Origin of the sequence: Campylobacter helveticus (assembly GCF_002080395.1) — a bacterium.
In the GTDB taxonomy this organism is placed as follows: Bacteria; Campylobacterota; Campylobacteria; order Campylobacterales; family Campylobacteraceae; genus Campylobacter_D; species Campylobacter_D helveticus.
Map to the genome: position 1 here is coordinate 1,583,506 of NZ_CP020478.1, position 23,709 is coordinate 1,607,214.

The 23,709-nt window shown below is 36.4% G+C and carries 25 protein-coding genes; 7 read left to right on the forward strand and 18 right to left on the reverse strand.

Annotated features, from left to right (window positions below; all coding sequences use genetic code 11):
* Positions 1-10: 10 nt before the first annotated feature.
* Positions 11-229 carry a translation initiation factor IF-1 gene (infA, locus tag CHELV3228_RS08365; RefSeq protein WP_004275892.1) on the reverse strand — a complete coding sequence of 73 codons (219 nt, stop codon included), beginning with the start codon at positions 227-229 and terminating at the stop codon, positions 11-13.
* A gap of 174 nt (positions 230-403) precedes the next feature.
* On the opposite strand from infA, the gene CHELV3228_RS08370 reads away from it, so the two are divergent.
* A complete protein-coding gene (locus tag CHELV3228_RS08370; RefSeq protein ID WP_082200552.1) occupies positions 404-1,084 on the forward strand; it encodes a F0F1 ATP synthase subunit A in 681 nt (226 codons plus the stop codon).
* On the opposite strand, the gene CHELV3228_RS08375 is transcribed toward CHELV3228_RS08370, so the two are convergent.
* The 14 genes from CHELV3228_RS08375 to CHELV3228_RS08440 form a co-directional block, all read right to left on the reverse strand.
* The gene (locus CHELV3228_RS08375) at positions 1,081-2,223 is read right to left on the reverse strand and encodes a LegC family aminotransferase (protein ID WP_082200553.1); all 1,143 of its coding nucleotides are present in this window, start codon (positions 2,221-2,223) and stop codon (positions 1,081-1,083) included. The two genes, CHELV3228_RS08370 and CHELV3228_RS08375, sit on opposite strands and share 4 nt — an antisense overlap.
* Entirely contained in the window at positions 2,216-3,187 is a 972-nt protein-coding gene (locus tag CHELV3228_RS08380) for a GDP-mannose 4,6-dehydratase (RefSeq protein ID WP_082200554.1), read from the reverse strand. The genes CHELV3228_RS08375 and CHELV3228_RS08380 overlap by 8 nt, the downstream gene beginning before the upstream one ends.
* Positions 3,184-5,100 carry a motility associated factor glycosyltransferase family protein gene (locus tag CHELV3228_RS08385; RefSeq protein ID WP_082200555.1) on the reverse strand — a complete coding sequence of 639 codons (1,917 nt, stop codon included), beginning with the start codon at positions 5,098-5,100 and terminating at the stop codon, positions 3,184-3,186. The genes CHELV3228_RS08380 and CHELV3228_RS08385 overlap by 4 nt, the downstream gene beginning before the upstream one ends.
* Complete coding sequence (gene ptmA / locus CHELV3228_RS08390) at positions 5,100-5,858, reverse strand: flagellin modification protein PtmA (protein ID WP_082200556.1); 759 nt, start codon at positions 5,856-5,858, stop codon at positions 5,100-5,102. The genes CHELV3228_RS08385 and ptmA overlap by 1 nt, the downstream gene beginning before the upstream one ends.
* The gene (locus CHELV3228_RS08395) at positions 5,845-6,546 is read right to left on the reverse strand and encodes an acylneuraminate cytidylyltransferase family protein (protein WP_082200557.1); all 702 of its coding nucleotides are present in this window, start codon (positions 6,544-6,546) and stop codon (positions 5,845-5,847) included. The genes ptmA and CHELV3228_RS08395 overlap by 14 nt, the downstream gene beginning before the upstream one ends.
* Positions 6,543-7,463, reverse strand: coding sequence for a Gfo/Idh/MocA family protein (locus tag CHELV3228_RS08400; protein ID WP_082200558.1), 921 nt, complete (start codon positions 7,461-7,463; stop codon positions 6,543-6,545). The genes CHELV3228_RS08395 and CHELV3228_RS08400 overlap by 4 nt, the downstream gene beginning before the upstream one ends.
* On the reverse strand, positions 7,444-8,478 hold the full coding sequence (locus CHELV3228_RS08405; protein ID WP_082200559.1) for a nucleotidyltransferase family protein: 1,035 nt from the start codon (positions 8,476-8,478) through the stop codon (positions 7,444-7,446). Before CHELV3228_RS08405 ends, CHELV3228_RS08400 begins: the two co-directional genes overlap by 20 nt.
* Positions 8,475-9,629: a UDP-N-acetylglucosamine 2-epimerase gene (gene neuC, locus CHELV3228_RS08410; RefSeq protein WP_082200788.1), complete on the reverse strand. Its 1,155-nt coding sequence runs from the start codon at positions 9,627-9,629 to the stop codon at positions 8,475-8,477. The genes CHELV3228_RS08405 and neuC overlap by 4 nt, the downstream gene beginning before the upstream one ends.
* The gene (neuB, locus tag CHELV3228_RS08415) at positions 9,622-10,620 is read right to left on the reverse strand and encodes an N-acetylneuraminate synthase (protein ID WP_082200560.1); all 999 of its coding nucleotides are present in this window, start codon (positions 10,618-10,620) and stop codon (positions 9,622-9,624) included. The genes neuC and neuB overlap by 8 nt, the downstream gene beginning before the upstream one ends.
* Positions 10,617-11,054 carry a methyltransferase gene (locus tag CHELV3228_RS10325; RefSeq protein ID WP_234981016.1) on the reverse strand — a complete coding sequence of 146 codons (438 nt, stop codon included), beginning with the start codon at positions 11,052-11,054 and terminating at the stop codon, positions 10,617-10,619. Before CHELV3228_RS10325 ends, neuB begins: the two co-directional genes overlap by 4 nt.
* Complete coding sequence (locus tag CHELV3228_RS10635; RefSeq protein ID WP_115588777.1) at positions 11,023-11,289, reverse strand: methyltransferase domain-containing protein; 267 nt, start codon at positions 11,287-11,289, stop codon at positions 11,023-11,025. Before CHELV3228_RS10635 ends, CHELV3228_RS10325 begins: the two co-directional genes overlap by 32 nt.
* A gap of 227 nt (positions 11,290-11,516) precedes the next feature.
* The gene (locus CHELV3228_RS08425) at positions 11,517-12,638 is read right to left on the reverse strand and encodes an N-acetyl sugar amidotransferase (protein WP_082200561.1); all 1,122 of its coding nucleotides are present in this window, start codon (positions 12,636-12,638) and stop codon (positions 11,517-11,519) included.
* Between the two features lie 43 nt (positions 12,639-12,681).
* The gene (locus CHELV3228_RS10640; RefSeq protein ID WP_244289596.1) at positions 12,682-14,403 is read right to left on the reverse strand and encodes a class I SAM-dependent methyltransferase; all 1,722 of its coding nucleotides are present in this window, start codon (positions 14,401-14,403) and stop codon (positions 12,682-12,684) included.
* The gene (locus CHELV3228_RS08440; protein ID WP_082200562.1) at positions 14,396-15,118 is read right to left on the reverse strand and encodes a class I SAM-dependent methyltransferase; all 723 of its coding nucleotides are present in this window, start codon (positions 15,116-15,118) and stop codon (positions 14,396-14,398) included. Before CHELV3228_RS08440 ends, CHELV3228_RS10640 begins: the two co-directional genes overlap by 8 nt.
* 96 nt (positions 15,119-15,214) lie before the next feature.
* Here CHELV3228_RS08440 and gatB point away from each other — a divergent pair, with 96 nt between their 5' ends.
* On the forward strand, positions 15,215-16,633 hold the full coding sequence (gene gatB, locus CHELV3228_RS08445) for an Asp-tRNA(Asn)/Glu-tRNA(Gln) amidotransferase subunit GatB (protein ID WP_082200563.1): 1,419 nt from the start codon (positions 15,215-15,217) through the stop codon (positions 16,631-16,633).
* A 6-nt stretch (positions 16,634-16,639) separates the two neighbouring features.
* Here gatB and CHELV3228_RS08450 read toward each other — a convergent pair whose 3' ends face one another.
* Positions 16,640-17,239, reverse strand: coding sequence for an RBBP9/YdeN family alpha/beta hydrolase (locus CHELV3228_RS08450; RefSeq protein WP_082200564.1), 600 nt, complete (start codon positions 17,237-17,239; stop codon positions 16,640-16,642).
* A 71-nt stretch (positions 17,240-17,310) separates the two neighbouring features.
* Between CHELV3228_RS08450 and CHELV3228_RS08455 the strand changes: the two genes are divergently transcribed.
* The 3 genes from CHELV3228_RS08455 to CHELV3228_RS08465 are packed head-to-tail and all read left to right on the forward strand — an operon-like array spanning position 17,311 to position 20,553.
* Positions 17,311-18,255 carry a cation diffusion facilitator family transporter gene (locus tag CHELV3228_RS08455; RefSeq protein WP_082200565.1) on the forward strand — a complete coding sequence of 315 codons (945 nt, stop codon included), beginning with the start codon at positions 17,311-17,313 and terminating at the stop codon, positions 18,253-18,255.
* On the forward strand, positions 18,245-18,439 hold the full coding sequence (locus CHELV3228_RS08460; RefSeq protein ID WP_082200566.1) for a heavy metal transport/detoxification protein: 195 nt from the start codon (positions 18,245-18,247) through the stop codon (positions 18,437-18,439). Before CHELV3228_RS08455 ends, CHELV3228_RS08460 begins: the two co-directional genes overlap by 11 nt.
* A complete protein-coding gene (locus tag CHELV3228_RS08465) occupies positions 18,439-20,553 on the forward strand; it encodes a heavy metal translocating P-type ATPase (RefSeq protein WP_082200567.1) in 2,115 nt (704 codons plus the stop codon). Before CHELV3228_RS08460 ends, CHELV3228_RS08465 begins: the two co-directional genes overlap by 1 nt.
* On the opposite strand, the gene CHELV3228_RS08470 is transcribed toward CHELV3228_RS08465, so the two are convergent.
* Entirely contained in the window at positions 20,524-20,895 is a 372-nt protein-coding gene (locus CHELV3228_RS08470; RefSeq protein ID WP_082200568.1) for a hypothetical protein, read from the reverse strand. The genes CHELV3228_RS08465 and CHELV3228_RS08470 overlap by 30 nt on opposite strands.
* A gap of 91 nt (positions 20,896-20,986) precedes the next feature.
* Here CHELV3228_RS08470 and CHELV3228_RS08475 point away from each other — a divergent pair, with 91 nt between their 5' ends.
* Together CHELV3228_RS08475 and CHELV3228_RS08480 are read left to right on the forward strand one after the other, a co-directional pair.
* A complete protein-coding gene (locus CHELV3228_RS08475; RefSeq protein WP_082200569.1) occupies positions 20,987-21,889 on the forward strand; it encodes an NAD(P)H-dependent glycerol-3-phosphate dehydrogenase in 903 nt (300 codons plus the stop codon).
* A gap of 1 nt (position 21,890) precedes the next feature.
* Positions 21,891-23,051, forward strand: a complete 1,161-nt coding sequence (locus CHELV3228_RS08480) for an amidohydrolase family protein (protein WP_082200570.1) — start codon at positions 21,891-21,893, stop codon at positions 23,049-23,051.
* Here the strand turns inward: CHELV3228_RS08480 and CHELV3228_RS08485 are convergent.
* Positions 23,048-23,698 carry a potassium channel family protein gene (locus tag CHELV3228_RS08485; RefSeq protein WP_082200571.1) on the reverse strand — a complete coding sequence of 217 codons (651 nt, stop codon included), beginning with the start codon at positions 23,696-23,698 and terminating at the stop codon, positions 23,048-23,050. The genes CHELV3228_RS08480 and CHELV3228_RS08485 overlap by 4 nt on opposite strands.
* Positions 23,699-23,709: the final 11 nt, after the last annotated feature.

Consider the following 23,709-nt stretch of genomic DNA (forward strand, 5'->3'; position numbering starts at 1 on the left):
GCTTTTGCTCCTACTTATATCTAAAAGTGATACGCCCTTTATCAAGACTATAAGGAGTCAACTCGACCTTAACCCTATCCCCCGGCATAATGCGGATATAGTGCATACGCATCTTACCTGCTATGTGGCATAAAATTATATGTTTATTATCAAGTTCGACTTTAAAATTTGCATTAGGTAAAGCTTCAATTACATTTCCATCAATTTCTATGACATCATCTTTTGCCAAAATTTATCCTTTATAAGTCAATTTAAAGCCGTCATTTTAACAAAAAAAAGGTTTTTTTACAAGAAAAAAAATGCGTAAAAATATCGCTTTTTTTGAAAGCCTATTAAAATATTAAGCAAAAATTTGCTAAAATTGCCTTTTTGATTTTAAGAATTAGCCCCTTAAGGAATATAGATGAAAGATTTATTTTTATTTAGCTCTTTAATCGACCCAAGTCATACTTTTTCATACTTTTTTCACCTAGCCTTAGTCGCTTTAATTGCCATCATTATCGCTAAAATTTCCACGCGTTCAATGCAGCTTGTTCCAAGAGGGATGCAAAATTTAAGCGAGGCGTTTTTAGAGGGCGTTTTATCTATGGGAAATGATACTATGGGCAATGAAAAGTCCGCTAGAAAATACCTCCCCCTCGTGGCGACTTTGGGCATTGTTGTATTTTTTAGTAATATTATAGGCATTATCCCGGGCTTTCACGCCCCAAGTGCAAGTTTAAATTTAACGCTTTCTTTGGCGCTTATCGTGTTTGTTTATTATCATTTTGAGGGCATTAGAACGCAGGGCGTGGTAAAATACTTCGCTCACTTTATGGGACCTGTGAAAATTTTAGCCCCCTTAATGTTTCCTATCGAAATCGTCTCGCACATTTCACGCGTGATTTCTCTATCGTTTCGTTTATTTGGTAATATTAAAGGCGATGATTTATTTTTAGCTGTGATTTTAGCCCTTGTGCCTTATATAGCTCCACTTCCTGCCTATGTGCTTTTAAGTTTTATGGCATTTTTACAAGCTTTCATTTTTATGATTTTAACTTATGTTTATTTAGCAGGGGCGACCATCGTAGATGAGGGGCATTAAGAGCCTCTCACGCTACTTGGGATATTTAAAAGAGTTTTTTCCAAAATTTTAGTATTTTTCAAGCTATCCTTTTGACAATCTTTATACATTTTTAAACTTGCCAAGCTTTTCCACACAGGACGCACGAAAATTTGATTTTCAAGGCAAGTTTTTATAAATTCTTTTCTCACACTTGCCTTTTTAAATTTTAAAGCACAAAGCCAAAAATTACTTTTTTCATTTTCACCCTCATCGATAAATTGACAAAATGTGCTATTTTGAAAAAATTCTTTATAAATTTTAGCGGTATTTCTTTTATCCTCTAAAAACGCATTAAGTTTTTTCATTTGTGCTACAAGTAAAGCGGCATTGATATTACACAGCCTATAATTAAAACCAAGCATATCGTGCTTATAATGATAAGGGTGTGGGATTTTAGCCGTTGTGCTTAAGTGTCTTGCCTTTTTAGCGATTTTTTCATCATCGCTTAAAATCACGCCACCACAGCCTCCTGTGATGATTTTATTGCCATTAAAGCTATAAATTCCACACTTGCCAAAAGTGCCTAAGGCTTTATTTTTATAAAAGCTTCCAAGTGCCTCTGCGGCGTCTTCGATTAAAATGATATGATATTTTTCGCAAAGCTCTTTAAGCTCTAAAATTTCAGCACTTAAGCCAAAAGTATGCATCACCACCAAAGCTTTTATATGCTTTTTCGTGTGCTTGTTAAAGCATTTTCCATTTTTCACAAAGGCATTTTTTGCTAAAAATTCTCTTACAGCCTCCTCGCTTAAACTAAGCGTTTTAAGACTCACATCTAAAAAAATGGGCTTTGCACCCGTGTAAAAAATAGCATTTGCAGTCGCTACAAAGCTTAAAGCCTGCGTGATGACCTCGCATTTTTTATCCACACCATTTGCCAAAAGTGCGATGTGAAGCGCTGAAGTGCCGCAATTTGTCGCTACGGCATATTTTGCTTTGCTAAATTTTTTGATTTGCTCCTCAAATTCGCTCACAAATTTCCCCACACTTGAGACAAACCCACTTTCTATACATTCATTTAAAAGCGTCTTTTCTTCTACCCCAAGGCAAGGCTCGTGAAGGGCGATTTGCTCTTTTTTGTAAAGGTTTTTAATAAAGGCAATTTCTTTTTCAAACATTATAAATCCCCGTTTTATAAGCGTTTAAATTCGCCTTAATATAAGCTATGGTTTGCCCTAATCCCTCTTCTAAAGAAACCCTACTTTGCCACGCACTCACGCTTTTTAACTTAGAGCTATCGCATAGCAGTCTCATCACTTCGCTATTTTTAGGGCGTAGTCTTTTTTCATCTTGGGTGATTTTAAGCTCCACACCACAAAGCTTACAAATCAGCTCTAAAACCTCGCTCATAGCATACTCAATCCCACTGCCTATATTATAAACCTCGCCAAATTCGCCATTTGTAAGTAAAGTCGCAAAGCCCTCACAAGTATCACGCACGAAATTTAAATCCCTCTTCGTGCTTAAATCCCCCACCTTAAGCTCTTTTGCCCCACTTAAAATTTGCACTATCATCGCAGGGATAAAAGCCCTAGCACTTTGACGCGGACCATAAGCATTAAAAGGACGCGCCACAATCACAGGGAAATTAAAGCTGTAAAAATAGCTAAGGGCTAACATATCTGCCCCTATCTTACTTGCAGAATAAGGACTTTGAGGCTGAAGCGGATGTTTTTCATCAATGGGCGTATAAAGCGCACTCCCATAAACCTCACTTGTTGAAGTATGGATAAAGCGTTTTACGCCGTGTCTTTTGGAGGCTTCAAGTAAATTTAAAGTGCCTTGTATGTTGGTATCGACATAGCTTTGCGGTGCAGTGTAAGAATAAGGTATAGCAATTAAAGCTCCTAAATGAAGCACCGCATCCACGCCTTTTACAAGGCTATCGCAAAAAAAACTATCTCTTAAATCCCCACTGACAATCTCTAGCGAGTCCTTGCAAGGCAAATGCTCCAAATGCCCCCAAAAATTAAAAGAATTATAAAAGCTCAAAGCCCTGATTTCATAGCCCTTAGCGTGTAAAACCTCGCAAAGATGTGAGCCTATAAAGCCATCCGCACCCGTGATAAGAATTTTTTTCATCGTTTTAGCCTTTCTTGGTATTTGCTTAAATTCCTAGCTTTGAGTGTGTTTTCAAGAGGAATTATGGCAAATTCTAGTGTTTGTAACTCTGCGTGGATAAAGCCAAAAATGCTTTGCATAAAATCCAAATGCTCTTTAATGACAAGGGCATTTTTATTAAACAAATCTTCCTTACTTAAAGGATTTAGCACTAAAATTTTATTTAAATTGACATTAAAATGCACGAAAAACGGCTGAATCGCCTCAAAAATCGCCTCAAAAATCGCCTCAAAAATCGCCTCAAAAATCGCCTCTCTAAACTTATCAATCTTTTGCAAACACTCTTTTTCTTTTAAAAGTGCTTCTTCGAGTTCAAGTGTGTTTAAGCTTAAAAATTGCTCTTCTAAGTCCTTATGGGAATTTTCTAAAAATTCCTTAATCCTCACACACTCTTTCATCACTTTGCTTACTCTCGCATAAGCTTTAAGCCTCAATTCATCTTGCTTTTTTTCGTCAAAAGGCTTAAGTGTAGCCAAATCGCCCTTTTCTTCGGTAAAAAATTCCTCACAGCACTCCATAAAGGGCTTTTCTATCAAACCTTCTATCCTAGCACCGCCTTGCGTGGCGTTGTAAATTTTAATGCTTGTCATATCTTTTACCAAACTTTCCAAAATTTGCTTAAAAAATATCCACATAAAATGGCTTTTCACAAAGCCCTTTCCACCATAGGCTGGAATTTCTATTTTCTCATAAGCCTCACTTTCAAAATTGACACTATGCTGATAGTCCTTAGAATGAGAATGTCCCAAGTCATTAAAGGCTAAATCCTGCCCGATGAAAACGATTGTTTTAAATTCAAGCTCTTTTGCTAACATCAAAGACATATGTGCCACACTTAAAGCAGAATTGATAAGACCAAAAGGTCTTAAATCAACATACCTTGCAAAATCGAGGTATTTAGGGATGAGCATAAATTTCTTATTTCTTCTCTCTAAATACTCTATGGCTTTTGGATGCACTAAAGAAGCAAGTAAAAAGGTCGTTTTGTCATCTTTTGTGCCAAAGTCGTGCTTAAAAAATTCTGCTGTAAAATCTGTGCGTTCTACCATACACACATAATCAGGAATGATGTCATTTTGTATTAAGATAGGGTAAGCTGAGTCCGCCGCAAAAATGACGACCTTATCTTGGAATTCTTTTAAAAGGGGGAGTTGTTTTGCTAGGCTTGGACCGGTGCTTACTATCACGCAGGATTTAAATTGGGCTTTTCTTTTTGCTTTTAATTCTTTTAAACTAGGGCGTTTTATCATCGTGTCTAAATTATAAACAAATTGCCTTATGCCTTGCAAAGCGTCTTTTGGGTCGTTTCCTTGCTTTAAAATTTCTTTTTTAAAACCCTCCATTAAAAAGGAATTTAGGGCTAAAATTTCTTTTTGCTCTGTCGCATAAAAATCACTCATAAGCTCTAAAAAATAAGTCCTAGAATAAGCCAAAAAAGGCTGAGTGCCACAAAGATACTCCATTTGGCTCACTTCATTAAAAATCAAAAGCCTTTTTTGTGCTAAAGCCGTGCTTAAATCAATGCTTGATAAAACAACATAAAGCAAAGCCAAATTCTTTTCATAAACCACTAAATGGCAATGGTTAGGATTTTTAAGTAAAATCTGCAACATAAAAGCATTTGAAATCCCATAAAAATAAAGCATAGGATAAAGGGGGTATTTTTCTTTAAATTCTTTTAGCCTTTCCTCAAATTCCTCATAATCAAACACTGCCCCCCCCCCAACTGCAATGAAATTTTTATAAAACACTCTTTCGTTTTTTGCGTATTCTTCGGTGATTTTAAAGGCGTTTTTACTCTTTTCATCAAGGTTTAAAAGTGCGTTTTGTAAAGAGGGGCTAAGGTGAGCTAAATTTCTTTCAAAAATAGACATCAAAGCCCCCAGCCATCAGCCACGACTAGAGTCTGCCCTGTGATAAATTTAGCCTTGTCGCTTAGTAAAAAAGCTATCGTTCCGCACACATCACTAGCTTCAAGCATACCCTTACTTGCACAGCAATTCCTATACGCTTTTAAAAAGCTTTCAGGCTGATTATCTAAAATCCCCCCACTCGCCAAAGTATTCACGCGTATGTTTGTGTTAAAAAGCTCTTTAGCCATCCACGCGCCTAAGTGATTAATCCCGGCCTTTATCACGCTATACTCTAGGCTACTTTGCATAGAAGTGCCTGCGTAATTTTCAAATTTCGGCGCATACACGCCCATAATGGAGCTAAGATTGATGATATTTCCAAAGCCTTGCTGTTTAAAAAATTTCGCAAAGGCATTTGCAGCTAAAATAAAACCACCCAAATGTAAATTTAAACTCTCACAAATTTGCTCAAAACTTGCTTCATAATAATCAATCTTGCCCCAGTCTTTTCCGCAAGGATAGCTAGAATTGACAAAGCCATCAATTTTGCCAAAACGCTCTTTTGCCTTATTTATCGCTTCTTCTAGGCTTTCTTTTTTTGTGATGTCAAGCCTCACGCTTAAAACTTCGCCTTTTAAATCCTCACTGAGTTTAGCCAAATTCGCCTCGTTAATGTCTGCGATAATGATTTTAGCGTTTTGACTTAAAAGCTCAGTGCTTAAAGCCCTGCCTATACGCCCACAAGCACCCGCTATAAAAATGACCTTACCCTCTAGCATTTAACTTCCTTTCTTTTAGTAAAAATTCTACTATCTTAAAATCTAGCTCACTATCGATGTCAAAAGCACTTTCCTCACTCATCACATAAAGCGCCGTTTTTTCACCAAACACATCATCGCGTTTTAAAAGCCGCTCTCTATCAAAGATATAAATACTCGCGTTCATATCATAGCACTTAGGCGCTTCTTGACGGCACACAAAGGTGCAGGGCTTGGAGGTGTTAAAGCCTCCCTCTTTTTGCTCTTCGATTAAATTAAAATAAGGATTACGCCTAGCGGGGACGGCGGTGATGAGATTTTCAAAATCCCCACTTTTAAAAAGCGTGTAAGCTTTTTTTATGTCTTCACTCGTGCGAAGGGGGGCGGTGGCATCTAGGTCGATGAGGGTGTGAAATTTTTGCCCAAAATGCGCCTCACTTCTTAAAAGTGTGTCTCTAATCGCTGGCACTTTTGCCGCACTATCACTTGCCATTTGTGCGTCTCTTTTAAAAAAAACCTCACCGCCGTGTTTTTGTGCAACTGCGGCTATCTCATCGCTATCTGTGCTTATCACAATATGCTTAAAAAGCCCACTTTCACGCGCTTGGATAATGCTATAAGCAATGAGTTCAAGCCCATCGATTTTACGAATATTTTTATTTTTCACGCCCTTACTTCCGCCACGGGCGCAAACCGTGCAAAGTATCATTTTCTCACCTTATCGCAAATTTTTAAAAGTTTTTTTGCCTCTTTTAAAGTGCAAAGATTTTTATCTTTTTTTAAAACAGCCTCTTGAAGTTTTGCTAAAAGGCTAATGGTATCACTTTCGTAACTTAAAATTTCCTCTTCATTTTCTTTAAAAATGTGAATTCTAGCCGCTCTTAAATCCACTCTAAAGCTTTGTTTTGGCGTGTGGATAGTAATTTCTCTTCTTTCAAATTTAGAAAAATAATTCAGCCTTATATGCACCTTTAAACCTTTTTTTTCTAAGGCTAAAAAGGCAAAATCATCGCTTTTGATCTCAAGCTCACTTATTTTGGCATTTTGAGAAAAACAAAGCTTTAAATCCCCAAATAAAAACAAAGCCAAGTCTATTTCGTGCGATAAATCAAGCAGCACACCCCCACCAAGCTCTTTTTTGGCACTATAATTTTGCCTATAATCCACCGCCCTCCATTTAGGCAGATAAGAATCGCACTCCAAACTTGCAAAATAAGGCTTATCCCCCCTCAAAAGCTCTTTTAGCGTTAAAATCACAAGGTGAAAACGCAAAAGATAGGCGATGAAAATGTGGTTTCTCCCACTTTCTTTAAAAGGATAGGATTTTTCAAATAGCGGTTTTTCCACTAAAATGCTTTTATTTTTAAGCGTTTTATCTAAAAACTGAAGTGTTTTTAAATGCTTTGTTGTGATATTTGCGATGATAAAAAGCTCAAATTCATCTAAGTGGGGCTTTTTTAAAGAGCGATAAATTTCAAAGACTCCAAATTTCTCAAAAAGACTCTCACTCGCACTTTTTGACACCACGCTTACCTCAAATCCAAGCGTTTTAAGGGCTAAAAAATGCTTTTTGCCTATGCTTCCAAAGCCTATGATTAAAGCTTTTTTATTCTTTAATTTCATCATTTGCCCTTTTAAATTCTTCCAGTCTGCCTATATCAATCCAATAATCCTCAACTAAAAAGGTATTCACCCTACCCTTTTGCATCACCTTTTCTATAAGTTCTGGCATATCAAGATAGCTATTTTTCTCTAAAAGCTCTAAAATTTGTGGCTCACACACATAAATTCCCGCACTCACTAAAAAGCTTTGCGTTGGCTTTTCCTCGATGTGTGTGATGAAGCCATTTTTTTCCTTAATCACCCCATAAGGCACTTGTTGGTGAAATTCCCTTACGCAAACACTCATTAAAGCCTTGCTTTTTTGATGAGCTTTTAAAAGCTCGTTAAAATCAAGCTCGGTTAAAATGTCCGCATTCATCACAATAAAGCTTTCTTTAAATTTTTGCTTTATGAGGCTTAAAGCCCCCGCAGTGCCTAGCTTTTTCCGCTCTTTAACATAAGAAATTTTAACATCAAATTCCTCGCCCTTTTTAAAATAATCCTCAATGATTTGCTTTTTATAATTCACACAAAAGATAAAATTTTCAAAGCCTTGCGTATGGAGTCTTTGAACGATATTTTCTAAAATAGGCTTTTTACCAACCTTTAGCATAGGTTTTGGCGTTTCTTTAGTCAGCTCTTTTAAGCGTGATCCAAGCCCACCTGCCATTAAGATGACATAAAAGGGGAGTTTTTTCGTGCTTAAAAGCGAAGAAATAGAGCGGATAGAAACGACCTCGCCCTTTTTATTTAAAACAGGAAAATCATAAATATCAGTTTTTGCACTTAATTCTAAAAGTTTTGCTTTGCTTGTATTTTCGGCTATGGTAATGGGGTTTTTGGTATAAATTTCTTTAATTTTGCTTTTTAAATTTTTACCATTTATCAAAGCTTTTCTAATGTTAGAATCTGAGATAATGCCCAAAAATTTCCCATCTTCACCCACAACAATGCCAAGCCTTACCCTTTCTCGTCCTATAATCTCAAGTGCTTTTTCTATGCTGGAATTTACACTTAGCTTTAAACTCTCTATATTCATTTTCTATCCACAAAATCTTTTTGTAAAATTGTAGCTAAATTTGTGTTTTTAATCACATCTTTTATAAAAATCGATGGACTTTTTTTACTTTCAAAAGGGTTTTTAAAATGCTTCATTTTTTCTTTAAATTCCTTACTTTCAAGCCTTTTAAAAGCCTTTTTTAAATCTTTCATCTTACAATCAATGATATTATCCCCCCTAATTCTTCCTTTTTGCCTATCGCCTATATTAATGCAAGGGGTTTTAAAAAAGCCACTTTCACAAATTCCACTTGAACTATTTCCCACCACTGCTTTTGCGTGTTTTAAGGCACTTAGATACTTAAGCGCCCCAAGATTATCAAAAAGCTTTGCTTTATGAGAGTTTTTAAGGCAGTAATTTTCTAGGGCTTGATTGATTAAAAGTCCGTTTTCATCGGCATTTGCCTTAGTAAAAATAAGTGTAATATCTTTAAGTGTATCTAAAAAATCAAGTAAAATTTGCACTTCTTTTTTTGTATTTTGCAAATTTAGCGTTTCGCTGTGATAAGTGATGAGTAAGAAATTTTTAAGGCTTAAACCAAGCTCACTTTCGAGCTCTTTTTTGCTTAAAAGCTTTAATTTTTTGACATTTTCCCCTGCTAAGGAGCCGACATTAAAAATACGCCCCTCCTCCTCGCCAAGCTGCATAAGCCTTTTTTTATAAGCTTTGGTGCTGACAAAATGAAGACTAGCCATTTTAGAAATGCTATGCCTAATGCTGTCATCCATAGCACCTAAAGTAAGCTCCCCACCGCAAAGATGAATAATGGGGATATGCATCATCAAAGCCGCACTTGCAACGCCTAACATTTCATATCTATCCCCTAAAATAACCACCGCATCAGGTTTTAATGTCTCAAAAGCCTCCGCAAAAGCACTCACCGCCACCGCCAAACTTTTCGCAAGGCTTAAGCTACCATCATTATCTTGTAAAATAGGAATTTTTTTAGTGATAGTGAAGTCTTTTTCTATCTCTTTAAAAGTGTAACCAAAATTTTCGCTCAAATGCGCCCCCGTTACCAAAAGCAAAAGCTCACATTTTTCATCTTTCTCAAGCTCTTTTGCCAAATTCCATAGTAAATACCACTCCGCCCTAGTCGCACTCACGAGGGCTATTTTTTTCTTACTCACGGATAAGCTCATCTTTTTTGTAAGTTTTTAAGGCTCTTTTTCCCAAATACTCCTCATACCGCATCGCACTAATGCCACTTCCTGGGCGTTTTGTCGTTAAATTTTGTTCGCTAAATTTCTCGCCTTTTTGAATTTCACGCTTTGCTACTAAACTTTTTCTAGCGATGATAATATTTTTCGCCTCGCTTTTACTTGCCTTTTTTATCCCATTTCCTAAGGCTTTTTCAAGCGTCCTTATACCCTCACAAAGCTCTTTTAGCTCACTAGGCTCTAAACTTGCCTTGTGGTCGGGTCCCTCCATCGTTTTATCCAAAGTAAAATGCTTTTCTATCACTACTGCACCTAGTGCCACCGCACCTAAGGCTGCGACTATACCCTTAGTGTGGTCCGAGTAGCCCACTTTAAGTTTAAAAGCCTCTTTTAAGGTTTTAATCGCATTTAAATTCACCTCTTCAAAGGGGGCTGGGTATTCAGTGGTGCAGTGCAAAAGCGTGATGTCTCTCGTGCCATTTTTGCGTAAAATTTCAAGCGCAGCTTCAATTTCTGCTAAATTTGCCATACCTGTGGATAAAAGCACCTTTTTTTTGCACCTTGCCACCGCTTTTAGATAGGGTAAATTTGTGATTTCTCCGCTTGGGATTTTAAAATAAGACAAATTAAGACTTTGCAAAAACGCCACACTTTCTAAATCAAAAGGCGTGGATAAAAAAGCGATATTATGTTTTTTGCAATGCTTCATAAGCTCAAAATGTGCCTCACGGGAAAGCTCGAGCTTTTTTATCATCTCCAGTTGGCTTTCATCTTTGGCAGTATTTTCTAGTTGGTATTTTGCCTTTTTTGCTTTTATGCTAACGCAATCCTCCGCCTTAAAGGTTTGAAATTTCACCACATCAGCACCCGCTTTTGCGGCTTGTTCAATCAGCTTTTTGGCTAAATTTAAATCACCATTGTGATTAACCCCAGCTTCTGCTATGATTAGCACTTTTTTCACTCTTTAACCCCTACAAAAATAAAATGATGCGCACTCCCCTCAAATTCATAAAAATTTATCGGGTCGTATTCTCCAAGATAAAGGCACTTAAAAGGGGCAAATAAAGCCTTTAAATCCTGTGCGTCTTTGACAAAATGAATATAGCTTGTTTCATTTAACCTACCTTTTAAAACAACCTCTCTAAGCCCCTGAGAGTCTTCATTTCCTGCGTGTTTGAAATAATAATTTTTCTCACTCATCATCGTTGCAAAAAAGATAGCCCCTTTTTCACACATTTCATAAAGCTCCGCCACATTTTGCGCCAAAACGCTTTTAGGCAAATAATAAAGGCTTTGATTCGCGATAATTAAATTCATCTTTTCCTCAAAAAGTCCCGCAAGGCTTGAATTTGGCTGTATAATCTTACAGCCCCCCCCCCCCAACAAGTTTTTCATAAGCTTGTTTTAAGCTTGGCACTATATCCACACCAAAGCATTTATAGCCCTTACTCGCAAAATATGCACTATGCACGCCCTTACCACAACCAAAATCAAGCATATTTCCAGCCCTAAAGCCTAGCTTGTATTTTAAAATTCTCTCATAAAAACGCACGATATGTCCATCGGCAAAACTAAGTCCATAATTTAAATCATCATATTTTTCTTTATAGGCTGATAAAGAATCTTGCATTGTTTTATTTTTTCCTTTCTAATTTACTTTTTAGCGGGATTTCGCCTAAAAGTAACTTCAAGGGCGTAGCGTTCGCACTTGTGCGATGAGTTACGAAAACGCACCGCGTTTGAAGTAAAAACGCTAAAGCCCAAGCCGCCGCTTCGCAAAAGCCGTCATTGCGAGAGTTTGTTAAAAACTCGTGGCAATCTATAACTTGCCGTCCCTAGCAATGTCAGCACAAAAGCCTATTTAAGCTCATTTTTAAGCTTAAATTCGCCAAATTCATTTTGATAAAAAAGCTCTTTATTATAATGCTTTTCTATGATTTGCCAGAATTTTGTTTTTGAAATCCCTACAAAAGAGCAAAAATCCTCCACGCAACGATTATCTAAATTATGGTCTCTTTGCTTAACGATTTTCACAGCTTCCTCACGGCTTAATAATCCATACCTCACAAAACGCGCCGCGTAATCGCTACTCATCGCGTGCCCAAATTTAGGATACTTCATCCACGCGTGTAAAATGTAGCCTATGCTATCAATTTGGTCAAAATTTTCCGCCGTGTGCGTTCTATCCCACTCACCCTGCAAATCACAAAAGCCACGCTTTTTCGCAAAAATATAATTTTGATACGAATTCCACTTTATAAAATAACTCAAATATATAGGCTCAAGTTTGTCTAAATCATCTTTACTAGGGTCAAAGAAAAGCTGTAAATTTTCTTCTTTTACCTCATCGTCTAAAAACTCGTTTAAGTCCATATCACTCGCTACGCCGTTTAAAAATATGCCCTTAGCGCTTGGCGTTTCTTTCGCATCTCCCCCCCCATACTCATAGCTTACATTTTCACCATACACAAGTAAAGGCGTGTTAAATTTCAAAGCCATACCAAAAGGATAGCTATAAATGAGGCGGTCGATAAACCAAGTTGGTTTTCCGTATTTTTCAAAGGTTTTTAGCATTACTCTTTTTTGAGTGCTGATGTCTGGCTTTAGTGTGATAAGGTGGCATTTAAAGGTTTCGCTGATATTTCTTAGGTTTTTCTTCCCGGCTTCTGTCATTGTGAAATTATCCTCCACGCTAAAAAGCACAGGGTTCATTCCAAGCTTTTCCTTCATAATATGCACTTGATAATGGCTATCCTTACCCCCACTCACAGCGATAGCGCAGTCATACTCAAATTTACCATTACGGCGGCGATGCTTATCGCAAAGCGCTTCTAGCTCTTTAAATCTTGCTTTATAGTCGATTTTGTCTTTGTTTTTGTGATTGATACAAGCAGAACAGATATTTTTACCTTTTTCATCAAGGCTAAATTTAATCCCCGGGCGTGTGTTTGGCATCACGCAATAATCACAATATTGCATTTCTTTCCTTTTTAAAATCTAATTTTAGATTAAATCGGCAAATTTACAAAAAACTTACCCCCCCCCCCGTGTATCTATATTTTAAAAAGAAAGGATTATTTTGCTTTGCACATAAGTTTTTATAATTTTCTTCATCAAACACAAGCCCAGCGATATAAAAATGTGTCCAAAGTGTAGAAAAACGGCTTTTAAAATAAAAAAGCGCATCATCATCCTCCACGCCCCCACCCAAAAGCACAAATTTCACACCTCTTTCCACACAAAGCTCGAAAAAATAATCAAGCAAAGCGGCATTAGCATTTCTTTCATTACAATTCGCACTTAAATGATAATAAGCAAAATCTTTTTCCACGAAAAAATCCGCAAAAGCTAAAATCCTCCCCTCATACTCAGCTCTTAAGCAAAGATGAGATTTGAAACTAAAAAGCGTGTCAAAATACTCTTGACTAAAAAAATAAAAATCATCTGCTTTATTGCGTATCATCGTTTTTTCATAAAGCTCACAAAAAGGCTTAGAAAAACTTTTATCACAAAAAGAAATTTCAAGCTCTTTTCGTGCCTTTTTCACATAGTTTAAAATGCGAGGGCTATAAGCTTTTCTAAGGCTTGTAAAATCTTGATTTGTATTGACTAAAACGATTTTTCTTTCTTTTTTGAAAAAATCAAAATACCTTTCATAAAAAGCCAAATTTGTATCAAAAGGGTGTAATCTTATAAAAAAAGCGATGATATTTTCAGCTAGAGCCTTTTGCTTTAGCTTTTCTAAAGCTTCTTTTAAAAAGGCTTCATCGCTAGAATTACTATAAAATCCACTATACCCATAGGGACTTTGCAGGTCAAAAAAGGGCGAATTTGGGATTTTGTTTTTAATGCCAAGTGTCTTAAAAATGAAGCCATTTTGACAAAAGCTAAATTCAAAAACCTCCCCATAAAGCCTTGCGTAGTCTTTATGAAAATAAATATCCGTGCCAAAATTTCCGCTCTTATCCCCCAAAAAAGCGTCCAAGCTTATCCTACTCATCTTCCAAAGCTCTGTTTTTCTCATTTTGAAGTGGTGGGAAGCCACCCCCCCCCCCCCCCCCCCGTGTGTGAAATCAGGCATTTTCACGCCTTCAAAGATGAGAAGCTTATCTAGCACCTTGCCCTTATTTTCTAAAATTTGAGTGCTTAAATTAAGAAATTTAAAACCCTCGTGCGTATAAAGCTCTTTAATGCTTAACTCATCATCAAAACGCAAAAATCCCAAATGAGTATAAATTCCCTCTTTTGGCTCGAAAAAATCGCCCTTACTCTCATCATAGCCCAAAAGTCCTTTTGCCAAAGTGATGGAAAAAAACTTACCTCCCGCCTTGAGTTTTTTAAAAGCCTTTTGAAAAATGGCTCTTGTTTTTTCCCTGTCATTACAACACAAACTTGCCACATCAATCACCGCGTCAAAACTTTCATCTTTAAAATTGTCAAGCTTTTCTAAATAATCGCCGATTTCAAGTTGTGCGATTTGTGTGCTTAGATTTTCATTTTGCATTCTTGTTTTAAAGCGTTCTACGCCTGTTTTGCTCCACTCTATACCGCTTACTTTAAAACCTTCTCTTGCACAAAACCATAAATTTGCACCTGTTCCTAGTCCTAATTCTAGGATAGAAATTTTATTTCTATCTTTAGCATTGTAAAAATTTCTAGCGATAAAACGAATCACACTTTCGCTTGGGTATTTACCCCATTCTTTTTTGGAAAAGATTTGTTCCCAAAAACTGCTTTCATTCATAGCGTTCCCCCTCGATGATGTAAAGCTCATTTAGCTGTTTTTCTAAGTCTTTTTGGATATGAATTTTAATGCTAGTGATTTTATAATTTTTCCCCTCATAAAGTCTTCTTAAATCCCCCTCATCACAATATCTTATCACGCCCGTGCAGGCGTCGCTTCCACTTGTTGGCTTGACTTGATGATAGCCTAAATTTTTATCCTCTTTAAAACCATCATTATAAAGACTAGGGGTAATGGAAAAAAATTTACCCCCAACCTTGAGTTTTTTCACCGCTTTTTCTATGATTTGCTTTGTTTTTTCTATATCGTTGTAAGCTAAAGAGTAGCTATCCATCCACGCGTCAAAACTTTCATCTTTAAAATTGTCAAGCTTTTCTAAATAATCGCCGATTTCAAGTTGTGCGATTTGTGTGCTTAGATTTTCATTTTGCATTCTTGTTTTAAAGCGTTCTACGCCTGTTTTGCTCCACTCTATACCGCTTACTTTAAAACCTTCTCTTGCACAAAACCATAAATTTGCACCTGTTCCTAGTCCTAATTCTAGGATAGAAATTTTATTTCTATCTTTAGCATTGTAAAAATTTCTAGCGATAAAACGAATCACACTTTCGCTTGGGTATTTACCCCATTCTTTTTTGGAAAAGATTTGTTCCCAAATCTCTTCATTTGAGCCTTGATTAGTCGAAATTTCTTTATTATCCGCATAAATTTTCATTTTTTTCCTTTGCAATAAACTCATAATTATAACAACATAAATTAATATTATTACAATATAATTACGCTAAATTTAATGAATCATAAGGAAAACTCAATGTTTGAAGTCGTTATAGGACTAGAGGTTCATACCCAGCTTAATACCAAAACAAAAATTTTCTGCTCTTGTGCCACATCTTTTGGCGAAGAGCCAAATACTAATGTTTGCCCTACTTGCCTTGCTTTGCCCGGTGCCTTGCCTGTGCTTAACGAAGAGGCGGTAAAAAAAGCCGTGTCCTTTGGTAAAGCCGTTAATGCCACCATACACAAAAAAAGCGTTTTTAACCGCAAAAATTATTTTTATCCCGACCTGCCAAAGGCTTATCAAATTTCGCAATTTGACATCCCTATCGTTGAGGGTGGGGAGCTTTTCATCAATGTAAATGGCGAAAACAAACGCATAGGCATTACAAGAGCGCATTTAGAAGAAGATGCGGGGAAAAATATCCACGAAGCAAATTTTTCTAAGGTGGATTTAAACCGCGCGGGAACGCCTTTGCTTGAGATAGTGAGTGAGCCTGAGCTTAGAAGCAGTGATGAGGCGGTGGCTTATCTTAAAAAACTGCACTCCATCATACGCTTTTTAGACATTTCGGACGCAAATATGCAAGAGGGGAGCTTCCGCTGTGATGCAAATGTAAGCATTCGTCCTAAGGGCGATACTAAGCTTTACACGAGGGTGGAGATTAAAAATCTTAACTCGTTTCGCTTTATCCAAAAGGCGATTGATTATGAAGTCGAAAGGCAGAGCAGAGCGTGGGAGGATGGCACTTATGATGAAGAAGTCGTGCAAGAAACAAGGCTTTTTGACACAAGCAAACTCATCACGCGTTCGATGAGAGGCAAAGAAGAAGCGGCTGAGTATCGTTATTTCCCTGACCCTGACCTTTTGCCTGTGCTTTTGAAAGAGGAATTTTTAAATTTAAGCATACCAGAGCTTCCTGATGAGAAAAAAGTGCGTTATGTCAAGGAATTTGGGGTAAAAGAAAGCGATGCGGAGGTGCTAATTAGCTCACTTGAAATGAGCCGTTTTTTTGAAAATTTATGCGGACAAAATTTAAATCCTAAACTCTGCGTAACTTGGCTTACAACTGAGCTTATGGGACTTTTAAAAGGGGATTTAACCATAGAAAATTCCCCTGTGAGTGCAGAAAAACTTGGCACTTTAATCAAACGCATTGAAGAGGGTGAAATCAGTGCAAAGGCGGCTAAAGAGGTTTTAGCCTTTGTGTTTGAAAATGTAGAAGTGGAGATTGACGCGGCGATTGAAAAACTAGGACTTAAGCAAGTCAGTGATGATTCAGCGATTGAAGCTGTGATTATGCAAATTTTAGAAGCAAATGCCGATAAAGTCGCGGAATATAAAAGTGGCAAGGATAAGCTTTTTGGCTTTTTTGTAGGACAGGTAATGAAAGAGGGCAAAGGAGCTTTCAACCCTGCAAAAGTCAATGAGCTTTTAAAAGAAAAGCTTGCTTAAGGAGGACTAATCCTCCTTCATCTTCTTTAATTCCTCCACCACCAAAGGCAAGTCCTTAAAGCCGTCCGTATCCATAAAATGCCCACCTTTTTCTACTAAGATTAACTTAGCATTTAAAGACTTGGCGAGCTTTTGACTAAGGAAAGTTGGGACGATTTTATCATCTTTTGCACTGATAACGACTCTATGTTTTATTAAGGTTTTTAAGCTTTCATAATGAGGCTTTTGATGCGTAAAATTATCCAAAATAGGCAAAATTTCCAAAGGCTCATCAAAAGGAGAAACCAAAATCACACCGCCTATTTTTACACCTTTTTCGCTTAAAAAATGTAGCAAACTCACACCGCCTAAAGAATGCGTGATAAAATAGGTCTTTTCGTCTAAAACAAGCTCCTTATCCATAGTTTCAAGCCATTTTTTCAACTCAGGCTTACTTGCATTTGGCAAATCAAGCGCCTTAACTTCATAGCCTAAATCATTAAGCTCTTGCCTTACGCTTGGTATCCAAGCATAATTTGAGTCACAATTAAAGCCGTGTAAAATATAAACGCCCTTAGCATTAAGCAAAATGGCAAATAACGCCAAAATCAACAAAATTTTTTTCATTATTTCTCCTTGTTTTTGATGATTGTAACAAAATATTATTATAATTTCGCAAGTTAAATTCAAGGATAAAAATGTATGATTATCTCTCACATCAGCCCCTGCTAAAAGCTTGTAAGCACTCACACGAACACGCCCACAATCACGAGCATTCTCACGCTGATGTAAGAGTTATGGATAAAAAAATTTTAAGCATTTCTTTGATGATGACAGCCTCAATGATGCTTGTGCAATTTATCTACGCCCTACTTTCAAATTCCTTAGCGCTTTTAAGCGATACCTTACATATGTTTTCTGATGTATTTGCCCTAACTTTAAGCCTTTTAGCCTTAATAGCCGTGCAAAAATGGCAAAACGAGCAAAAAACATTTGGCTATTTTCGTCTTGAAGTTTTAGTCGCTTTTATCAACGCTTTAAGCATTATTTTATCGGCTATTTTTATTATTTATGAAAGTATTTATAAGCTTTTTTATCCCGAAGAAATTGATGCTAAGACTATGATTATCGTGGCTTTTTTAGGACTTTTAGTCAATGCTTTCAATGCTTTTTTGATGTTTAAAAACACAAATTTAGATAATCTTAATATGAAATCCGCCTTTTACCATATGATGAGCGATTTGCTTGGCTCTTGCGTGGTCGTCGTGGGTGGAATTGTGGTGTATTTTAGTAAGATTGTTTATATTGATAGTCTTTTAGCGCTTATTTTGGCACTTTTGCTTTTGCGTTGGGCTGTGATTTTACTAAAGCAAAGCACAAATATTTTGCTTGAAAGCTCACCTGTTGATATTAATGAAGTCAAGGCTATGCTTTTGCAAGATGAAAGAGTTGATGAAGTGTTTGACTTGCATATCACGCAAATCACCAACAAAATGCTCGTTGCCACAATGCACATCAAAACTCCACTTAAAAGCCTTGATGAATTTGAGCTTTTATCTAAAGATTTAGCAAAAAATTTGCTTGAAAAATTTCATATCGGGCATTCTACCATACAGGCTTTAAGGAGTAAAAATGAAATTTAAAATGGCTAATGTTAATTGCATAAACTGCGTAAATCTTATTAAAAATTCACTAGAAAGCACCTTTGGCACTATTGACATTGACCTTGAAAATAAAATTTTAAGTGCCAATTTACAAGAGAAAGATAAAGCAAATTTTGAAAAAGAATTAAATGAGCTTGGTTTTGAAATCATAGAGCAGCTTTAATGAAGGAATTAAGACTTAAAATTGGCAAAATGACCTGCGTAAATTGCGCCAACGCCATCGAAAAAGCGACAAAAAAACTTGAAGGCGTAGAGGAAGTTAGCATTTCTTATACAAATTCAAGTGGGGTTTTTTTACTTAAAAATGAAAACGCAAAAGAAGAAATTAAAAACAAAATTTCTCAACTTGGCTTTGAAATTTTGCACGATGAACAAAGTGTCGAAAAGGCTAAAGAGAAAGAATTAAAACACCTTAAATTTAAGCTTTTACTTGCCCTTGTTTTAAGTAGCGTGATGATGCTATTTGAAATGTTTGTTTTTAACGCTTTTTCTTACAACCTACAACTTATCTTAAGCTTTATTGTAATTTTTTATTGTGGATTTGGCTTTTTTTCTAGTGCTTTAAAGGGTTTAAGATATAAAAATTTAACGATGAATACCCTCGTTGCTTTAGGAAGTTTTAGTGCGTTTTTATATTCTTTATGCGTGTATTTTAAACTTTTTGGGGAGCATTTGTATTTTAGTAGCGCGGCGATGATTATCACCTTTGTGCTTTTGGGTAAATTCATAGAGGAAAAAACGAAAAATAAAGCTCAAATTTATCAAAACAAACTCCAAAACCTAGAGGCAAAAAAAGCAAAGCTTATACTTGAAAATGGCGAGATTAAAGAGCTTCCTAGCTCTTTTGTGAAGGTTAATGACATTTTGCAACTTTGCAAAGATGAGATAAGTCCTGTGGATGGACTGATTTTAGAGGGGACGGCTGAAGTCGATATGAGTTTTTTAAGCGGAGAATTTATGCCTGTGCTTAAAAAAGCTGGAGATACTATCGAGGCTGGAGCATTGATTATTAGCGGGAATTTAAAATTAAAAGCAAGTAAAAAGGCTATGGATAGCACCCTAGAGCAACTTAAAAATCTCGTCTTTAAAGCAAGTCTTTCCAAAAGTCCCCTTATAAGGCTCATCGATAAAATTTCAGCGTATTTTGTGGGTTTCATTATCATTTTAGCCCTCATCGTTTTTCTTTTTTATCTCCCAAATTTCAATCAAGCTTTTTTACACGCCCTTGCCGTGCTTTTAATCTCCTGCCCCTGTGCCTTAGGACTTGCCACACCCCTAGCTTTAGCTCTTGCTTTTGAAAGGGGGGCTAAAAATTTCATTTTGCTTAAAAACCCTGCCGCACTTGAAATTTTAAGTCAAGTCAAACTCGTGCTTTTTGATAAAACAGGCACACTCACGCAAAATACCCTAACAATTTTTAATCATAATCTAAGTGAAGAAAATTTCCTCAAACTCGCCCAAATTCAATCCCTTAGCCCACACCCCATAGCAAAAGCCATCTTTAAAGCAGCGAATTTGAAAGAAAATCATTTAAAAGGTGAGCTAAATCATCACATCGGTAAAGGCATCTTATATAAAGAAAATGAAAATATCTATCTCATAGGAAATGAAGAGCTTGTTAAAGATACAAAAAATTTAAAAGCAGCAAAAGAATTTCTAAATTCTTGCGAAGAAAATGCACCCATTAGGGTTTATTTTACAAAAAATGGCATTTGTCTTGGTGGCGTAGCTTTAAGCAATGTTTTGAAAAAAGATGCTAAAGACCTTGTTAATTTTCTAAATTCAAAAGAGATTCAAAGCGTTATTTTAAGCGGAGATAATGAAAAAAGCGTTGCCAAAATCGCTAAAGAGCTTCAAATCAAATTTCACGCCAAAATGAAGCCTGAAGATAAATTTAACTTCCTACAAAAAGCACAAGAAAAGCATAAAATTCTTTTTGTAGGGGACGGCTTAAATGACGCCGCAGCCCTTAAAAAAGCGGACATTAGCATAAGCTTTAGTGAGGCGAGTGAGTTGGCAAAAAAAAGCACCGATATTATTTTAATGCGTGAAGATTTGACGCTGATTAAGTTTTGCTTTATCTTAGCTCAAAAAACAAAAAGCATTATCAAACTCAATCTTTTCTGGGCATTTAGCTATAATCTTTTTAGCATACCCCTTGCCGCTGGGGCATTTAGCCTTTCGCTAAGTCCTCATTTAGCTGCTTTAATGATGAGTTTAAGCTCTTTAGCTGTGGTTTTAAATTCTCTAAGGCTTAAAATGGATAAAACTTTCTAAAATCACACCATCAACGCCCATTTCATAAAATTTTTCCAAATGACAAAAGTCCTCGACCACATATAAAATTTTGCTATCAAATAAATAAAATTCCGCCGCCTTTGCACTAAATTTAACCAAATTTTCATCTTTAAAAATCAAAAATTCAGCCCCCAAAGCATTAGAAAGAAAAATTTCATCTTTGCTCTTAATAAAAATGGCAAACTTAACCCCCTGCTTTTTCGCCTCTTTAATACATTTTTCATCATAATCAAAACAAAAAATCGCCCCTTTCTCATTAAAATGCTTATGGGTGAAAATAAAAGTGGGAGCTTTGATAAGTTTGTGTCCAAAAATAAGCATAAAAGTCCTTTTTGCTTTGATTTTATCGTATTTTGCTTAAAGTTAATGAAAAAACGATAAAATAAAAATAAATTCAGTCAAAGAGTGCTAAATGAGTTCGATTGCTATCATCGGTGCTGGAAAATGGGGAAGTGCGTTATACCACGCCCTAAATGTAAAAAATACTTGCTTCATAAGCTCTCCCACTCCAAGAGAAATGCCAAATTTCATTTCCATTGAAAAAGCCCTAAAGTGCGAATACCTCATCTTCGCCCTAAGCACTCAAGCCCTAAGAGCGTGGCTTAAAGCTCATTTTGAAAATCAAAACGCAAAAGTTTTAATCGCATCTAAGGGAATCGAAGCAAAGACGGGGCTATTTTTAGATGAAATTTTTATGGAATTCTTAGATGAAAATCAAATTTGTGTCTTAAGCGGACCCTCATTTGCCACAGAAGTTGAAAATCATCTCCCCACAGCCTTAATGATAAATGGTAAAAATCTAAATCTTTGCAAAGAATTTGCAAATTTTTTTCCCTCATTTATCAAAACTTATGTTGATGATGATGTAAGAGGTGCTGAAATTTGTGGAGCATATAAAAATGTCCTCGCCATAGCAAGTGGAATTTGCGATGGCTTAAAACTTGGCAATAATGCAAGAGCAAGTCTCATCGCAAGAGGCTTAATAGAAATGCACCGCTTTGGCAAATTTTTTAAAGCAAAGGAAGAAACCTTTTTGGGATTAAGTGGGGCGGGGGATTTATTTTTAACCGCTTCTAGCGTGCTTTCAAGAAATTACCGCGTGGGATTAATGCTCGCTCAAAATAAAAATTTAGAAGAAATTTTACAAATTCTTGGCGAGGTCGCTGAGGGAGTGGGGACGGCTTTTGCTATCGATAAACTCGCTAAGGAAAAAGATATTTACACGCCTATAGTGAGTGAAGTGGTAAAAATTTTAGAGGGCGAGGGTGTAGAAAATTCTGTGAAAAAACTCTTAAAACAAAGTGATTGGATATAAGATGATAATTAAAAATGCAAAAATTTATGGAAAAGACTTAAAAGATGTCGCAATCTCGCAAGGACATATTCAAAAAATAGGCGAAAATTTACAAGGAGATGAAATTTTTGACGCTAAAGGGCTGACACTTTTACCTTCTTTTATAGATTTATGTGTCAATCTTAAAAATGAAAAATTTTCTTTATCAAATTTAGAACTTTTGGAAAAAGAATGCCTAAAAAGTGGGATTAGCACCATACTTTTACGCGATGTGATGGACTTTGATGAGGAAGCTTTCACTTTATTTTTACAAAATTTATCACATAGGAACTTGCAAATTTTTTCTAGCATTAAAGTCAAGGAAAAGCTAAGAAATATCGCCACACTTATCAATAAGGGTGCTGTCGCTTTGGAGCTTGACAGCTCACTAAATGCTAATATCCTTAAAATCGCTATGCAATACGCCCTAATGAAAAAAGTGCCTATTTTTGCTAAATGCTTAAATGAAGATTTTGATGATAATGGCGTAATGAATGAGTGCGCACTTGGCTTTGAACTAGGACTCATCGGTATGAGCGGGGTGGGTGAATTTAGCGAAGTTGCCAAACTAAGAGAAATCGCAAATTTTTATCAAAGCGAAATCATTTATGACCAACTTAGCCTTGCAAAATCAATTCGTTTAGCACAAGATGAAGCGATTTTAGTCAGCATACATCACCTAATTAAAAATGAAAATGCTTGTGAAAATTTTAATACCGCTGCGAAAATCAAGCCCCCTTTAAGAAGTGAAGAAGATAGGGTTTTTTTACAAAATGCTCTTAAAGAGGGTAAAATTCGCTTTTTAAGTGCTGCACATTGTCCTAAATCTATCAATTTAAAAGATTTAGCCTTTGATGAAGCGGCATTTGGAATTCATAGCATTTGTGAGTATATCAGCCTTTGCTATAGCTTTTTTATCCGTAATCACTTTATGTCTTGGGAAAAATTATGTGAATTTACAAGCCTAAACGCGGCAAAATTTTTGAAGCTAAATAGCGGAGAAATCAAGGAAGGTAAAGAGGCAAATTTGGTTTTATTTGATGAAAATGCAACGATAAAAGCACCCACAAATTCCCTTTATAGCAAAGATGAGCTTAAGGGAGAAATTAAACATCATCTACTTAAAGGGCAGTTTGTCCTTTAATGCTCAAATTCTTTAAGCTCTTTAGTTGTGCCAAGCAGTATCACAACATCGCCCGAAAAAGCTGTAATCGTCTCTAAATCAGGCAAAATTTCCCAGTCGGCATTGAGTTTTTTATAAGCGACAAGATGCATATTTTGAGCGATGTGCTTGAGTGAATTTCCTGCCAATTTATCATCAACAATAATCTTTACCGCACGCATTGTATTAGAAGAAAGGTCAAAAACCTCAAAATCCATACTCTGCACCAAAAATTCCTTCACCAGTCTCTTCGCACTTTCTTTTTCTGGGTAAATCACCTTAGTCGCACCTAGCTTTGAAAGAATTTGCCCATGAATGTTAGAAGTCGCTTTTGCTATGATATTACTCACGCCTATATCCTTAAGAGCCATTAAAGTCAAAATGCTTTTTTCAACATTTTCACCTATACTCACAATCACAACCCCAAGGTCGTGAAAACCAGCCTCTTTAAGCGCGGCAGCATTTGTAGAGTCTAAGATATAAGCATAATTAACCGCACTTTGTATGCTTTTTAACGCCTCTTCGTCTTTATCGGCGATTACCACAGTATGCCCAGCAGCCAAAAGCTCCTCCGCTACAACAGAGCCAAATTTCCCAAGTCCTATCACTCCATAAGTTAAATTCTTCATCGCTTCCCTTT